Source organism: Arthrobacter sp. 3Tela_A (assembly GCF_049311025.1).
Lineage (GTDB): Bacteria > Actinomycetota > Actinomycetes > Actinomycetales > Micrococcaceae > Arthrobacter_B.
The window spans coordinates 1-16,356 of the sequence record NZ_JAXIOM010000005.1; the positions used below are offsets into that span (position 1 = coordinate 1).

At 63.2% G+C, this 16,356-nt stretch carries 6 protein-coding genes; 3 read left to right on the top strand and 3 right to left on the bottom strand.

Going from position 1 to position 16,356, the window contains the following annotated elements; all coding sequences use genetic code 11:
- Positions 1-84: 84 nt before the first annotated feature.
- The 3 genes from TVC13_RS02885 to TVC13_RS02895 form a co-directional block, all read right to left on the bottom strand.
- Positions 85-2,196, bottom strand: a complete 2,112-nt coding sequence (locus TVC13_RS02885; protein ID WP_422399741.1) for an FAD-dependent oxidoreductase — start codon at positions 2,194-2,196, stop codon at positions 85-87.
- Between the two features lie 114 nt (positions 2,197-2,310).
- Entirely contained in the window at positions 2,311-2,817 is a 507-nt protein-coding gene (locus TVC13_RS02890) for a DinB family protein (protein ID WP_422399742.1), read from the bottom strand.
- Positions 2,818-2,955: 138 nt separating this feature from the next.
- Positions 2,956-9,759: a DUF4011 domain-containing protein gene (locus TVC13_RS02895; protein WP_422399743.1), complete on the bottom strand. Its 6,804-nt coding sequence runs from the start codon at positions 9,757-9,759 to the stop codon at positions 2,956-2,958.
- Between the two features lie 262 nt (positions 9,760-10,021).
- Here TVC13_RS02895 and TVC13_RS02900 point away from each other — a divergent pair, with 262 nt between their 5' ends.
- From TVC13_RS02900 to TVC13_RS02910, 3 genes are read left to right on the top strand one after another with little or no spacing between them, the layout of a single operon-like run.
- Positions 10,022-11,239 (top strand): DUF6361 family protein, encoded by a 1,218-nt coding sequence (locus TVC13_RS02900; protein WP_422399744.1) that lies wholly within the window; start codon positions 10,022-10,024, stop codon positions 11,237-11,239.
- The gene (locus tag TVC13_RS02905) at positions 11,232-13,106 is read left to right on the top strand and encodes a phospholipase D family protein (protein WP_422399745.1); all 1,875 of its coding nucleotides are present in this window, start codon (positions 11,232-11,234) and stop codon (positions 13,104-13,106) included. The genes TVC13_RS02900 and TVC13_RS02905 overlap by 8 nt, the downstream gene beginning before the upstream one ends.
- The gene (locus TVC13_RS02910) at positions 13,096-16,287 is read left to right on the top strand and encodes a helicase-related protein (protein WP_422399746.1); all 3,192 of its coding nucleotides are present in this window, start codon (positions 13,096-13,098) and stop codon (positions 16,285-16,287) included. Before TVC13_RS02905 ends, TVC13_RS02910 begins: the two co-directional genes overlap by 11 nt.
- Positions 16,288-16,356: the final 69 nt, after the last annotated feature.

Below are 16,356 nucleotides of genomic sequence, written 5' to 3' on the forward strand. Positions count from 1 at the left end.
CCCCGGTGTGGGGGGGGGTTGTCCCCCCCCCTGGAGCCGGGCCCCCCCCCCTCCAGGGCCCGCCCGGGCAGCACTGCGTGAGTCCTAGAGCTCCGTGGTGACCTTCCACGACGAGTGAATGGCGCCGTGGATGTAGTTGACCGCGCCGGCGTCACCAACCACGTCGCAGCTGATACCCGCGTCCCGCAGCTCGTCCGCGAGCGGGGCCGCCGACGTCGTGCCGTCCGCGTAGACCACCATGGCGGCGGGTGCGGAGAAGGACTCCTCCCCCACCGTCCATTCGACGGACTTCTCGGTGATCCGGGTGATGACGGCGTTGCGGTGAATCTGGACGCCGTGCTTCTTGGCGTCGCTGACGGCGGTCCAGCGGCGCGGCATGGCCAGCGGCAGGCCGAGCTGCTGCTTTTCGTGCAGCAGGGTGACGCGGCGGCCGCGTTCGGCGAGGAACTCGGCGAGCTCCAGGCCCACCAGGGAGCCGCCGATCACCACCACGTCCTTGCCCATGGGCAGCCAGAACTTGGTGAACTGGCGGACGAACTCGGGGCTCTTGGTCACGCCGGAGAGCCGGCCCATCTTGCCCAGGGTGCTCAGCACGGCGCCGGCTTCCTCGGCGGTGGCGGTGCCGAGCATCATGGCGCGCAGGGTGTCGCCGGTCTGCACGATCGGCAGGTCGCCGCCCGGGAAGTCGGGCTTGGGCCGGACGGCGCCGGTGGCCACGATGACGTGGTCCGGGTTCAGTGCGCGGATGGTTTCGAGGGTGGCCGGGGTGTTCAGTTTGACGGCGATGCGCAGCCGCTTGATCTCGGCCTTGAACCAGCGCAGCAGACGTTCGTTGTCCGGCGTCGTCATGGTGGAGAACCACATGGTGCCGCCCAGGCGGTCGGACTTGTCGATCACGGTGACGCGGTGGCCGCGTTCGGTGAGCACGCGCGCGCTTTCCAGACCTGCGGGTCCGGCGCCGACGACGACGACGTGCTTGGCCGCCGACGCGGGTTTCAGTGGTAGCAGGGCTTCGTTGCCGAGGGCCGGGTTGACGGCGCAGAACGGGGTGTCGTCGAAGAAGTTCTCGGCGACGCAGAGGTAGCAGTTGATGCAGGGGCGGACTTCGGCGAAGCGACCCTCGCGGAGTTTGTTCGGCAGTTCCGGGTCGGCCAGCAGCTGGCGGCCCATGGCCGCGTAGTCGATCCGGCCTTCGGCGATGGCCTTTTCGGAGATCTCCGGGAGCATACGGCCGACGGCGATCACCGGGACATTCACCGCTTGCTTGATCGCGGCGGCGTTCTCCAGGTAGGCGCCCACCTTGTTGGGCAGCGGGCCGTCGGTGAAGTTGTCGAACGGGTTGCGTCCCCAGCCGGTGACGTGGATGGCGTCCGCTCCGGCTTCTTCGAACAGCTTGGATGCCTCGATGGCTTCGGGGAGGGTGAGGCCGCCTTCCTGGCCGTATTCTTCACCGGCGACGCGGACCAGGATGGCCAGCTTGTCCCCCACGCGTGCCTTGACCGCGGCGATGACCTCGCAGGCCAGGCGGGCGCGGTTGGCGAGGGAGCCGCCGTAGGCGTCGGTGCGCTTGTTGTCCCGCTGGTTCAGGAAGACGCCCAGGATGTAGCCGTGGGCCGCGTGGATTTCGATGGCGTCGGCGCCGGCCTTCGCGATGCGCTCGGCGGCGTCGGCCCAGGTCTGGATGAGCCAGTCGATGTCCTCCTGGGTCATCTCCTTGTAGGAGGTCTGCTTGCCGGCGGTGGCGGCACCCATCTTGCCGAGTTCTTCCCGGGTGCTGTCCGCCAGGGCGGACATGTCGTAGCTGTAGTCCGGCTGGTTCGGTGCGAGAACGGCGCGGTCATTGGCGACGTCGACGCGGGCTACCTTGCCGTGGTGCGTGGACTGGATGCAGAGCTTGCTGCCTGCTGCGTGGATCGCGTCGGCGAGGGCTTTCAAGCCGGGGATGTACTTGTCATCGGAGAGCCCCGGCTCCTTCATCGACGCTGCGCCGACGGGGAACGCGATGGCGCAGGCTCCGGTGATGATCAGGCCTGCGCCGCCTTTGGCGCGGGCGACGTAGTGGTCGATCTCGGTCTGTTCGATTTCGCCGTGCTCGGAGACGTTCATGTCCATGGCCGGCAGGACGATGCGGTTGGGGGTTTCCATCGGACCAATACGGCCCGTGGCCATCAGTTGCGGGAAGGTTCTGGTGCTCATGTTCCGAATTTTAGTCGTCTTGTTTACAACGTATACACGGATTCGCGGGTGCGGGGATGTGTTCTGTGCGACAGGTGTGTGCGGTGCCGGTAGGACCGCACGGGTGGGCGGCCGCTACTCCTGCGGCCGGGACCGAGCGGCCAAAATGAGTTCGCGCAGAATGTCCGCATGGCCGCAGTGCTGGGCAACTTCGCGCAGCAGATGCTGCTGAACCCAGCGCAGCGGCAGCGGACCGCGCCGGTTGCCGGGGAGCAGGGTGTCGCCGTCCATTCCGGCGACCGCTTGCCGGGACTGCGCGACGGCGGCAGCATAGTCCGCCAGGACGGACTCGATGGTGTCCGATTCCTGGAGGTCGAAGGACTCATCTGGCGTGGCCGGGATGCTCAGTTCCGTTCTCGATGCTCCGGTGACCGCTTCACCGAACCAGACCCGCTCCACGAAGGTTGCGTGCTTAACCAGTCCGAGCAGCGTGGTCTTCGACTGGACCAACCGCCGTCGGGCTTCTTCCTCCGTGATACCCTCTAAGCTGGCTGCCAGCATGCCGCGGTGCTGCTCGATGAACGTGTTGATCTGCACGTTGAAAGGGGCAAGGTAGGCGTCTCGGCTGTCAGGGTTGTGCACAGTCCCTCCCTTGACGTCGTGGCGGTACGGCATGGTGCCGGAACGCCGCCTCCGCAGCATAGCAACGGTTGGTGACGGGCAGAGGAGCGTTCGTCTGGGCTTGTTGAGCCCTTCACTTGTCCAGGCCGGATCTGAGCACTAACTCTTAGGGCGCGGATAGCCTTCATCCAACAGCCGCCAGCCGACGCCGAGCTGCGTCCGCCGAAGGTCCCTGGCGATGGCCTGCAGCGACTCGCCCCTGCGGTACAGGTCCTCCATTCGCCCCAGCTCAGCGGCCGAATAGGCCTTCCCGTGGCGGAATGCTCCAGTTTCATCCCTGATGTCGCCGGACGGAGTCAGGAGTCTGTTGATCAGATAAGTGGCTACCTCATGCTCGTCCAAGCCGGCCTGGCGTGCGACGTGGGAGACCATCATTCCCTGCCGATACAGCTCCATAACGCGCCGGGATGTTTCTTCCGGCCATGCACCATCCGTCTCGTCGATCTGCTTTGGACTCTCCGGTACCGGTCCGCTCACTCGAGTCGCGCCAGCGACTTTCCGGGGAGCACCGGCCACCACCAGGTTTCCAGAGACACTAACCTTCCCCGATGCCAGCGCTGCGGCCAGTGCGTCATCCAGCCGTTCTCCGATTCCGGCAGTGACCCGTTTACCGCCAAAGACCCGAATGGCCTGGCGCTTGAGCTCTTCAGGTTCCAGTCCGGCTGCATCGCGGCACAGCTCCGCCATGGCGTTGCCGATCTCCACCAGACTGACGTGCTCGATTTTCCGTGGTTCGGATTCGTCGCTTTGCCGGTACCTGGTCCAGGTCTGAGCGTCCAGCGCGGTTGGCCAGACGAACGCGTCCCGGTCGACATGGAACTTCTTGCGGTCGATGAGCTTCAGAACGGAAGCCGTCCGCTGCGCATTCACCTTGTTGAGGTCGAACTCGGCACAGACCAGCTTCGCCAGCCGCACTGTGTGGACGGGCCCTTCGGCGTCAATGACCGCCTCGAGCACTGAACGCACCGCATCGCGGGCGCGGCGCGACGAGCTGAGCTGGTCCAGATATTCGATGCCACCTGCGCCCCGGTAGGACCACGGAACGTACGGCAGGCTGTTCGAAACCGGAGCGGGGGCTGGCGTGGGCGCCGGCGCCGCCTTCACCAAGGCGGGTTGGACCGCAGCTGCCGCGCGAACCGGCTTGGCGGGTTCCGCTGCCTCGACCTCCGGCTCAGCGAGCAGGTCCTCCCGCCGGATTTCCTTCTCCAGCCTGTCCAGCACAGCTGCCGAGTCCGACAGCCATTCCGGCAGCCAGACCCGTTGGACAGATGGCCAGCGGAGCATACGGGAGAGGACGTCGTTGGGCAGCCCGTCGCGGTCCCCTACGGTTCCGCGGGAGGCCCACACCGGAGAGTCCAGCAGGATCGCCATCAACGGGCGTTCTGGCTCCTCAGGCAGGGCCACGCTGAGGTCCACCTTGAAGTCCGAAAGCCCAACGTCAGTGGAAACCACCAGACCGCGCTCACGCAGCGCCTCAGCGATTTGTTCCCGGTGACGGTCCGGGGCAGGCCTGCGCCGGCCGTCGGCAGGGAGGGCATCTGTGCCACCTGCTGCCAGATCCAGATAATTGCGCAGGTGTTTGATACCCAGGGATGAGGTCTCCTCAGCCCGCAGGTCAGAGGGATCGAAGCTGGAGAAGACGATGACCTGCCGGCGAGCACGTGTCACCGCCACGTTCAGCCGCCGCTCACCGCCGCTGCGGTTCAGCGGACCGAAGTTCAACGGCAGGTAACCCTTCTCGTTCTTCGAGAAGCCGGTGGAGAACAGGATGGTGTCCCGTTCATCACCCTGGACGTTTTCCAGATTCTTCACAAAGAGGCCGTCCGGGGCGTCCAGAGCTTCGGCGATCCGGGGATCGTCTGAGTCGCGCAGCAGCGACTCAATGTAGGCGCGCTGCTGCAGGTTGAAGGTCACCACGCCCACGGACGGGTACACCTGCGGCGAGGCGTGGAAACGGCGTCGTATCTCCGCAACCACGGCCTCTGCCTCCACCGGGTTGGTGCGGAGCAGTTTGCCCTTGCCCGTCCGGTTGAAGTGTCCACCGGCCACGCGGACGAAGTTGACGCCGTACCCGTTCACTTCCGAGCTGGCATTCCCGTGTACAGGTGCAGGGAAGGACGAGAGCTTGCTGTCGTAGTACTGCTGGTTGCTGAAAGCGATGAGGGATTCGTCCTGGCTGCGGTAGTGCCAGGTCAACCACTGACGGGGCACCCGCGCCGACACGCATTCGGAGAGGATGGATTCCTCGTCCGCTACGGTCTCCGCGGCGTCCTCCTCCTCGTCGTCCCGGTCCAGGCTGGTTTCGGCGAAAGAAGTGGGCGGCATCTGTTTGCTGTCGCCGACGACGACGACGGAACTCCCCCGTCCCATGGCGCCGACGGCGTCGGCCACCCGGATCTGGGATGCTTCGTCAAAGACCACCAGATCGAACAAGCCAGACCGTGCAGGGAAGAAACGGGCCACGGAATCTGGGCTGACCAGGACGCAGGGGGTGATGCGTGTGATCAGCTCACCGAATTCCTCCATCAGGGGACGGACCTTCAACCCGCGCTTGGAGTTCAACTGGCGCTGCAGCTTGCCCATCTGGCCGGCTCCGGACTGCGGGTTGAAGTCGCGCCGTGCCAGCACTTCAGCCGGCACGGCGACCTTCAGCTGCTCGCGGACCACGGCGGAACGGGTAATGAAGCGGTCGATCATATTCTCGTGTTTGCCTGCCTGGAACCGGTCCAGGCCCGTGGCAGACGCACGCTCGCTTTGCGCTGTGAGGGCGAGTCCGCGCTCAAAGGCGCTGACGGCGTCGTCGGCTGAAATCGATCCGGACATCAGCTGCTTCCGGGCCTCGCGCAGCCCGGAGTTCTTCAGCGGTTCGAGCGCGCTGAGGAATTCCATCCACCGTTCCAGCGAGGGCAGGCCTGGACGTTCGACGTCGCGGCCCCGGCTGGTCTGGTTCCAGCGTTCCACAAGGGTGCTGCCGGCCAGCCACGTTTCGAGATCCTTGGAACCTACCCCGGCAGCATCGAACAGATCGGCGGCCGCCTCGGCAAGATCGGCCGCGGTTTTGGCCACGTTCTCAGGAACCTGCTCTGTCTTGCGGAGATAGCTGCGCAGCGCCTGCAGGAACGGCTGGTCACCTGCTTCGCCGGTGACCTTGACAAGGTCCGATGCCCAGCGCAGCCAGTCCACCGAGTGGTTGAGTAGCTCCAGGCCGGCGTCCGTCAACGGGTTCCATGACTCCGGCAGCTGCATACCCGGCACCGCAGTCACTTTACCGGTCAGGCCCCGGACTGCGCTCTGAACGGTCAGCAGCGCCTCGGTGAGTGCTGGAACCTCCTTGGGTTTCACCACAGCACCCGGCCGAATGTACTCCGCCAACTGGTCACGGACGGCGATCAGGCGCTTCTTCCGTCCGAAGAAGCCGGATTCCGCCGCTGCAACGGCTTGCGCGTGAAGATCCGCCACAGGCAGATCGACAGCTTCGGGCACAACCTTGTCCAGCCCCGGATGGGCCGCTCCGATGAAGGCAGTGACCTGACTGCCCAGTGCTTCGATGGAGGTGGCCCAGCGCGGCGACGCCACTTCATCCAACAGGTCCAGATCCAGGGCTCCGGCAGCCAACACCTCCCGGAGCTTGGTCAGGTCCGCTACGGTATGGGCCGATTCCACGACGTGGGCGAATTCAGGATCCGCCATGCTCCGGTCCAGGGCTGCCTGCAGCCTCCGCACTGCGTCCTTGACCGCGTCCACCTTCGCGGCAGACAGGGGACGGTGGATGAACCCCCACGGCGTGCGGTTCCCCGGAGCGGCGGGATCAGCCACATCCGGGAGTTCAGCCAGCAGGCTGCGCAGATGTTGCAACTGCTCGATGCTGGTCTTCTCCACAAAGGATTCAGGCACCACAAGCGGCTCGGTTTCATCCCCGACTGCGAGCTCCTTGGTACGGGCACTGTATAGGGAGAGTTCGGCGTTGTTTTCGTCATGGAGCCGTGCTGCATACCGGACGAGTCCGCGCCGCGCCTTGTTCAGCTCACTCAGCGCAGCATCCAGGCCCTGGTGGTCCGGGTCAGCGCGATGATCGAGGGCACGCTTGATTTGTTCCCGCACCGCTGCTGGCTTGCTCCCCTTGTCGTGGAGGTCCAGCGCGAAAACGCCCATGCCGACGTCGTCAAGCCGCTTTTGGACAACCTCCAGTGCCGCCCGTTTTTCCGCCACGAAGAGGACCCGTTTTCCGTCGGCGACGGCGCGTGTCAGAAGGTTGGTGATCGTCTGGGATTTGCCGGTTCCGGGAGGGCCTTCCAGAACGAAGGTCTTTCCGGCCACCGCTTCGGAGATGGCCTGGAGCTGGGATGAGTCGGCCGGGATGGGCACCCGTGCCGCAAGTTCGTCGAGGTCCTGTCCCGTTTCGGTGGTGACAGGATCAGCAAAAGGATCCGTAGGCGTATTGACCAGATGGCTGACCAGCGGGTTCTTGGACAGCTCCTCCCAATGCTCGTCGAGATCCTTCCAGAGACGGAATTTGGCGAATTGCAGGATCGAGAGGTCCACGGTGGGTTCCACCCTGAACGGCAGTCCCTTGGCCTGGACGGCGGACCTCACCGCACCCAGCGCTGCGTCCAAATCGATGCCCGCGTTGTCTTCCTCAGGTTCAGCGAGGCCGGGAATCTCCATCCCATGTTCCATGCGGAGCTTCTCGAGCAGGCAGTAATTGGGTGTCGATCCGCCTGTTTCGTCCAGGAAGACCTCATAGGGGCCCTGTTTCGACGTCGGACGCAGCTTCACCGGCACCAAGACCAGAGGGGACCGGAGCTCCTTCCCATCCAGGCTCCAGACCAGCGACCCCAGCGCCAGATACAGATTGTTCGCGCCGGTTTCCTCAACCAGGGTCCGTGCCTTGTACGCGAGGCTCCGCATCCGCGTCTGGTAGCCGGCTTCCGTGACGTCAGCATAGACGGCGTGACGCTTGACCAGCATGTCCGCGAGCTGTTCCTGCGGCAGGTCTCGGCCGTAGCGGATGCCGCGTTCGCGCTGTATGGCGGCAACGTAGTCGGAGGCCTCCAGCCGGATCGGTTTTCCAGCGCTGATCAGGTCCTCGAACTGGCCGATCCAGCTGTCCGGTACCGCCAGGGGAAAGCGTGCCGTCTTGGTGAAATTGATGAGACGGTTCCGCAGGCTAAGGTCGAGCAGCGCGTTCTTCCACTGGCTGATACGCGGAGGAAGCTGTTTGGCATCGGTCCGGCTCTGCGTTCCCCGCCCACTGCCCTGGGGCACGGCCGGCATTTCCGGGCGGGGAGGCGTGTACTCGTAGACCTCGACTTTTCCGCCGGCGGTGGCGAGACGGGCCGGGATGGGCCGGATCCCGGCGCTGCGGGCGCCGAAGATATCCACGACCCCGCGGACACTGTCCATGTCCCCGGTCAGATAGCGCTTGTACGCGGCGTCGTGCACGTCCTGCGGGCGGAGAGATTCTCCCTCTTCCGTCACCAGAGTCGATTCGATGAGGCGGATATTGCCCAGGTCCACTTCATTGACCAGATAGGCCGCCTCCTCCAGCGCGGGCGTCTGGAAGTTGCGCTCATCGCGCCAGTAGCCGAGGAAAATGTGCCCTTCCATCAGCCACAGGTTCGCCTGCAGGCCAGCGAACTCCAACGCCGCCGCCAGGATCACCGTGGTGTCCATGCAGGTGCCAAACTGACCGTTGAGCACCTGCTCAGGGGTGCGGATCCTTTGGGCGTGCTGGCCCCATGCTGCTGCCGGCTCGCTGTACCGGATGCCCCGGTTCATGGCTGCCCGGAAGATGGCCCAGGCGATCTCGTCGGCGCGTTCCGGTCCGGACTGGTAGCCATTCATAGCGCCGCTGCCGCTCTCTGCCTTCAAAAGGTCAGATGCCTCGGAACACAGCTTCGCGATTTCCGGGTGGTTGGGCTGGACGAAGGCTGCAAGGGATTCCAGCGCCAGCAGTCCGCGACGCAGCTTCCAATGCTGCGCTCCCAACAGTTCGACGTCGCAGCTGGCGGACGCGACCACATTGTTCTCCACCAGAAGTTCAGCACGAACTGTGCCCTGCTGCCGATCCTCGAGCTGCAGCATGGCAGCAGGATCGCCCTGCAGATTCGGGCTGGAGAGAACAGTGGAACCGCCCGCAGGAATGTCCAGATAATGCTCACTTGTTCGGGAAACGACACCGATTTCGGCACTGAGGCTTAGCTGCAGCACCGCACCGCGAATCTCCGGGCCGGAGTTCGCCACCACGAGCCGGTTGATGACCTGCCCGCCGTTGTAGGACATGGCGTAGCTGACCTCGGAGGCGGTCTCGAGGGTGATGGTGATGCCCTGCTGCACTTGAGGCTTCGGAGCCGGCTGCGGTGTTGCGGTTTCCTTCTCCATGGGCCGAGGAGCTGTCTTCGCGCCTGGATCCAGCGGCCTTGGCTGGGGCGCGGCAGGCCCCTGAGGCGAGGTTTCCGGGGCGGGGGCGGCTGTGCCGGCAGCCCGGAAGTCTTTAAGCAGCTGCTCTGCTTCAGCGGCCGGCTTGTCCAGACGCATCCAGCGCATCAGCCGCAGGGACGTATCGATCGCACGGACCACGTCGTCGTCGGAAAAGGTCTCGTTGTGGGCCCAGCTGTTGCGCACCTGGCGCAGCTCCGAGGCATAGGCCACGGCTTCCCGCGGCAGGGCGAACGGGTAGCCCAGCGTTCCCAGACGCTCGGTCAGGACGCGGAGCTGGGTCTGAACATCGTTGGCTTTGTACGTCTTGGTGCCACGGCCGGCCAGCTCGTCCTTGCGGGAGAGGAGGGAGGGCCAGTCGACTCCCGGCGAAACCTCTGCCATCGCCCGATCGATGTATGGTTTCAGCCCTCTGGACAGGATTTCCAGGGTTCTCCCGACGAACTCCCGGTTGGATAACGCCATGCCACTTCCCTACGCCAAATCGGCGCCTCCCCTGGCGCCCCCAGACAGAATATACCTCTGCATGAACTCCCCCTGCTGCAGATACGCGGATGCACAACCCATGCAGTGTTCCTGCGTGGATGTGCCTGTGCAGACCGCCGGTGAAAGTCCTAGCAACAGCTGAAGATTCAGCAGGTACCCCGGTTTGCAGCGCCATAAAGGTAGCCTGTTACTGCTGCCACAAAGCCTGCTGCAATTCCGAAAGCGCTCCTTCGATCAAACAATGACTTCCCTTATCTCTTGGCTTGATGCCAACACTGACGAAAACAACCGCATGCGGGAGTTGGTAAAACTCTTTTCCACGCCGGAAACCATCGATGATCTGGGCATCGGGCAGATTCGGGATGTCATCAGCAACACCCTTTTCCCCGGTACTTCCGTCCTGCATGCCGGCGCCCGCTACCTTCTGCTAGTTCCCTGGGCTTATCTGACCGCCGCGGCGGGAACAACCCAACCGGATGCCCTGAAATCGCGGGCAGAGAAATCCGAACGCGCACTGATCGACAGGCTTGGCGAAATCTCCACCACCGGGTTCATTGGCAGCTCGGCCGGCAATAAGGTCCGCCAGCTTCCGTCAGCGGCCTACTGGTCCGCACTTCGCCGGTATGAGATTGTGCACCCGGATATCGACCGGGCAGGAGTCGCCGAGGCCATGTGCGCAGCCCGGCGCAGCTCGGAAAGCTCCAACGGCAGCGAATCAACGGTGATCTGGGACCAGTCCCTGCCCAAGCCGCCCGAAGGCTTTCCCAGTACAGAAGAGCACGGCCTAGCGCTCACTCATGCCGAAGCATCATGGCTCCAGGAACGCCTGCTCGCTTCCTGTCGGGGGACACTGCTGGCACATCTGGTGATGTCCCCGGTTCCGCTCGCGGACAACACCTATGGTCCATGGGAGGAACCGGCCGCCCGAACTGCCGACGCTCACACTGCCCAATGGCTTCGCGACGCTGAACTTTTTTCGTTTGTGCACAACGGTGCCAACATCCTCTACCAGCATTTGCTGGCCGAACTTGCTGCCAGGACTTTTCCCGACGGCAGCTCGACGGAGAAGACCAACGAGCTGCTGCAGTCCTGGGAAATGGAACGGAGTGCGAAGAGGTACCTGCTCGAAAGCTGGGACACCGCCTCCTTCCTGGAGAGAGTGCAGGCCGTCAACCCCGCTATCCGCTTGAGCACCCTCGACTTCGCCCGCACTATCGCCGCAGCTTCTCAGGACTTTTCGACGCACATGGCGGACAACCTCGCCCTCCGCCGGGCCGTTGAAGACCGAGAGCGGCTCATGAAGAAAGCCAACTCTCGCTTCCGCAACGAGCAGCGCCTCCGTGCCTGGGCCCCGACGGAGCGAGTCTCGGCCCTCACATTCCGCTGGACTCAGGTCCGGCGGACCATCCGCGACATTCACGACGGGCTGGCCCGCGGACAGGAACTTCCACATGCTTGATGCCGGGAACAGGCAGGCCCTGACTCAGCAGCTGCGTCCGCCGGCCGGGTTCCGGTTGGTTCATGCCGTGGGCACCACCTTCACTCTGGACATGGCCAGTGCGCTGGCCGTCCCACTGAGTTTTGTGTCCGGGTCCGGGGAGCAGTTCACTAATTCGGTCGCGGTGCTTACCGCGCTCCGAAAGGTATCCGACCGTGTGGACATCTTCTGTCAGGCCGGGAATATCCGGGTTCCACAGGATGCATCGGACTTGCTGGCGCTGCTCGAGCCAATGATTCACCAGGTCAGCGCCAGACGGGGTGGCCTCTTCCACCCGAAGGTCTGGGTACTGGAGTTTGAAAACGACGACAACGGCGAACGCCGCTACCGGTTCCTGTGCAGCAGCCGCAACCTCACCCCGGACACCAGCTGGGATCTCCTGGTCCGGCTCGATGGTGCGCCCTCGGTATCTGCGCAGCCTGGCAACACTCCCCTGTCGCAGTTCCTCACAGGGCTGAGTCCCATGGCCTCCGTGCCGCTGGATCAAACACGGGTCAACCGCATCAATGACCTCGCTGAGCGAATCACCACGGTTGAGTGGGAGTTGCCGGAGCACATTTCCTCGCTATCGTTCCGTCCACTCGGTGTTCAGTCCGAGCCGGAGCCTTCGTCCCTGGTCAGTTACCTGCGCAACCCGCAGACCGCCACGGGCCTGAATCCCGACCCGGGGGCGGCGAAAACCATCGGTTACAAGAAGCTTGTTATCTCCCCTTTTCTGGATGAAAAGCTGCTCCGGCGCCTTATCGACGTCCGCACCGACCAAACCCACGTGTTTTCTCGTGCCGACCAGTTGGATCTGCTCCCCTCAACCGTGATTTCGAACAAGCGCCTCTGCTTCCGCTCCTTCGACGACACAGTCACCCCTGAAACAGGCGACGACGGGGTTCCCAACTCACCGGGTGAACTCACCGGCCTGCATGCCAAGGCTTACTTCTGTGACTACGGTTTCCAGACCCATGTTCTTCTCGGCTCCAGCAATGCCACCGACGCCGGGTTCAACACAAATGTGGAGTTCCTAGTCGAGATGAAGGGACTCAAATCCAGAATCGGCGTGGATGAAATCCTAAACAGCCTCAAAGACGTTCCATTCACGGATTATGCGGGCGACGGCGGCAAACAGCCCAGCAACGAAGACAAGACTCGTTTCCAGCTCGAGACGGAGCTCCAGAAGGCGGCGGCTGGAAGCTTCGTTCTTGATGCAGTCAAGGAGCAGGGACCTGACTCATCCGGACGGTATGCGGTCAGCTTGGAGCATCATTGGACCCCTCCGCCGCAGTTCAGCGCCACCGTCCGGTTGGTGACGCTTCGCACACCGGTCTTCGAGGTCCTGGGGGCTTCCGAACGCCCGGCCGCGAGTTTGGTTTCTCGGCAGGTGCCGCTGGCAGATGTGACCCCCTATCTAGTACTGGGTCTGACCGACAAGGAATCCGGGCTGAGCGCGACGGCCGTTGTGCAGGGTGTGCTGCGCACCGATCCGGCGGGCCGTCTCGACGAGGTCATTGCCCGGCAACTGGACCACCCGGACAAGCTGCGGCAGTTCCTGCTTCTGTTTCTGTCACCGGAAGACGCTCCACCCGGTTCAGGCCTTGCCGGCTTTTCGTGGCATTTCCGTTCAGGATATGAGGCGGGGTCATCAGCCGGACTGTACGAAGCCCTGATCACCGCACTGGAGAATCCCAACGCCCCGGACGTGTTCAGCGATCTGGAGCCGGTGATTAAACGCCTGGTGCAGCTGAATGGGGGCAGCGAAGAGGTCCTGCAGCTCCAAGCCCTCTGGTCCGCCGCAACAGATGCTCTGCAAGTGAAGGAAACGTCCCATGGTCTTTGACCCGCAACCGGCGCTGAACAGCCTGCGGGGATTCCAGCGGCGCACCGTAGACCACGTTTTCCACCGGCTCTACCAAGACACCCAGCCGGCAGACCGCTTTCTCGTCGCCGACGAAACAGGGCTCGGGAAAAGCATGGTTGCCCGCGGCGTCATCGCCAAAGCCATCGCTGAACTGGACCGGACCGACTCAGGCGTGGATCGAATCGACGTCGTCTATGTCTGTTCCAATTCCGATCTGGCCAAACAGAATCTGGCTCGCCTGAACGTCACCGGCCAGCAGGACATCATCGAATCCGGACGGCTGACCATACTCCCCAGCCAGCTGGATTTGCTGCAGGGTGAACCTGCCAAGGGCATGAACAAGAGGGTCAATTTCATCTCGCTGACTCCGGGCACCTCATTCAAAGTCACTCATGCCACGGGGCAGGCGCCGGAACGGGCTGTGCTCTTCACGCTACTGGAACAGCTCAACGTCATCACTCCCCACAACCGGACACATGCAGTCGAACTTCTGCGCGCTACTGCCGGAACCGGCTCGTTTGAATGGCAGCTCGGCCGCATTAAGACCAAGAACCCCGACGGGTTCATGCCCCAGATCGCGGACGAGTTTCTGACTCTGGCATCGGCCAGCGGAAATCTGCCGGCGTTCAAGCGTGAGCTGTTGAACGAGGCAGCTGACTGGGACGTTCAACGCAAATCCATGAACAGCATCATCGGCGGTTTGCGATCCGACTTGGCGCAGGCAGGCCTGAACTGTCTGGAACCGGATCTGATCATTCTGGACGAGTTCCAGCGCTTCCGCGATCTGCTGCGACCGCCCGCGGACGACGACCAGATTGATGAGGCCAATGAATTAGCCCGGCAATTCCTGGAGTACGACGGCGCGAAGCTGCTGCTGCTCTCCGCGACTCCCTACAAGGCTCACACCGCCGCCGCTGATATCGACGGGGACGACCATTCCTCGGATTTCCTTCAACTTCTGGACTTCCTCAGCCGCGGCGAGGAAGGCTACTTGAGCAGGCTGAGAGCCGATTTCGAAACACGACGCCGGCAGCTCACCGGTCAATCCGTTGATGAGAACGTGACTGACCGGATAGAACGCTCGCTGCTCCGGTTTATGTCCCGGACCGAGCGGCCCCAGCTCGGCATGGACGACATGCTCAAGGTCATCGATATGGCGCCAACCGAGGTGAAGCCCGGGGACCTCGCAAGCTATCGGTCCCTGTCCGAGGTCTCACGGGCAACCGGTTCGGGCAACGTGCTGGAGTACTGGAAATCCATTCCTTGCTTCGCTCACTTCCTAAGCGGCTACAAAATCGGTCGATCGACTGCCCAGAACGGTGTAGCTCTGCAGCCACTGCTTACCAATCTGGCCACCATCGATCCGGACAAATACCACCGCTACGAACCGCTGGAGACCGACAGTGCGAAGTTCCGTGCCATTCGTGACCACACTGTCGGCCAGGAATGGTGGAAGCTGCTGTGGATTCCGCCGTCGCTACCCTATCTGGAACCGAAGGGTCCCTTTACCGGGCAGTCCTCCGTGACGAAACAGCTGATATTTACGTCATGGAATGCTGCCCCCACAGCGATTAGCACTCTCCTTTCCTATGAGGCGGAGCGGGAAATACTCCAGGGGTCCGATCACGGAGAAAACTCTCCCGAGGCCCGGCGGAAGTTCCGCGGCAGGTTCCGCTATGACGTCAAAGACGGGGAGCCGCAGCGTATGTCGACGCTGGCGTTGTTCGTCCCCCACGTTGGTCTCAGCGCTGCCGGTGATCCCTTGTCGGCTGCAAGGTCAGCCAGCCGCCGCGTGACAGGTACGGAGCTCAGGGAACGCACTGCCGCGGCAGCTCAGCTAATCTCGGGAGCGCCGGAGGGCGATGCCGGGCGGCTAGGATCCTGGGCATCTTATTTCAGCGTTCCGGGTGGCTTCCCTAAGACATGGGACAAAAAGGACGCTGTGTCGAAGAAGTTTCGAGAGACAGCCGAGGACATCGTACGGCGCTCGGGCTCAGAGGACGCTCTTGAGTCCACTAGGAACGACGACGGCGGACGGGAGGACACTGCCTACCTCCAGCATGTTGACCGGATGCTTGAGGTGGCGGCTGGAGGGTTCCTTGGATGGGATGCTGAGATTGCTGATCTGGCAGCGAATTCACCTGCCAACTGCGTGTACCGCTCCCTGCTGCGGATAGCTCCGGAAGGAATGGACCAGGGCGATGTCTATCAAGCCGCCCTAATCGGTGTTTCCGGCCTCCGTTCCCTGTTCAACCGGCTTGATGTCGCTGAACTCCTGGTCAGACTGTTCCCGGAGGGCGAACCCTGGCAGAGGGTGCTGAGGTACTGCGAGGCAGGAAACCTGCAGTCCGTACTGGATGAGTATGTGTTCCAGCTGCGGAGTCAGCAGCCCCCGGGTGAACTGACCAGGGAACAGCTCATGCTGCTGGCGAACGACATCCGGGGCGCCCTCACTCTTCGTCCCGCACCCATGCAGGCGAAATATCCGGATGGCTCACACGAGGACCTTCGAATGGGGGTCCGCTTCGCAGTCCGCTACAGCAACTCCCGCTCAGAGGACGGCGATTCAGCCCGCATGCCGGAGGTCCGCCGGTCATTCAACAGCCCCTTCTGGCCGTTTGTATTGGTGTCAACTTCGGTCGGCCAGGAAGGTATCGACTTTCATTGGTGGTCGCACTCAGTGATGCACTGGAACGTCCCGTCCAACCCGGTTGATTTTGAGCAGCGTGAGGGACGGGTTCACCGCTATCTCGGCCATGCCGTGCGCAAAAATGTAACTACGCAGCACGGGGATGCCGTTTTCGGCTCCAATACCCAAGACCCCTGGGCAGCTGTTTTTCGGGTTGCGTCCCAGGCCGTCGCCGAGTCTGAAGATGCCTACAAAGAGTTCTCACCTCATTGGATACACCGAGGCGAGAACAAAATAGAACGTCGGTTACTCGATCATCCCCTGAGCAGGGATGTTGTACGGACCAGGCAGATGCTCTCCGGTCTAGCGACATACCGGCTGGCGCTGGGTCAGGCTCGACAGGATGATTTGCTCGGTCTCATCCCGAAGAGCAGCCAGGCCCCGGCGCTGAATCTACGCCCTCGAGGCGTGCCTATGGGAAAGGACTCTGGTAGCGCGTTGAAGTCCTCACCCACGAGAAAGACAAACTGAGCTAGGTGCTAGTAGAAATCGGGACTAGCCAGCCGGCGTCTGCACTACCTCGAACTGGCAGTGGTCGAC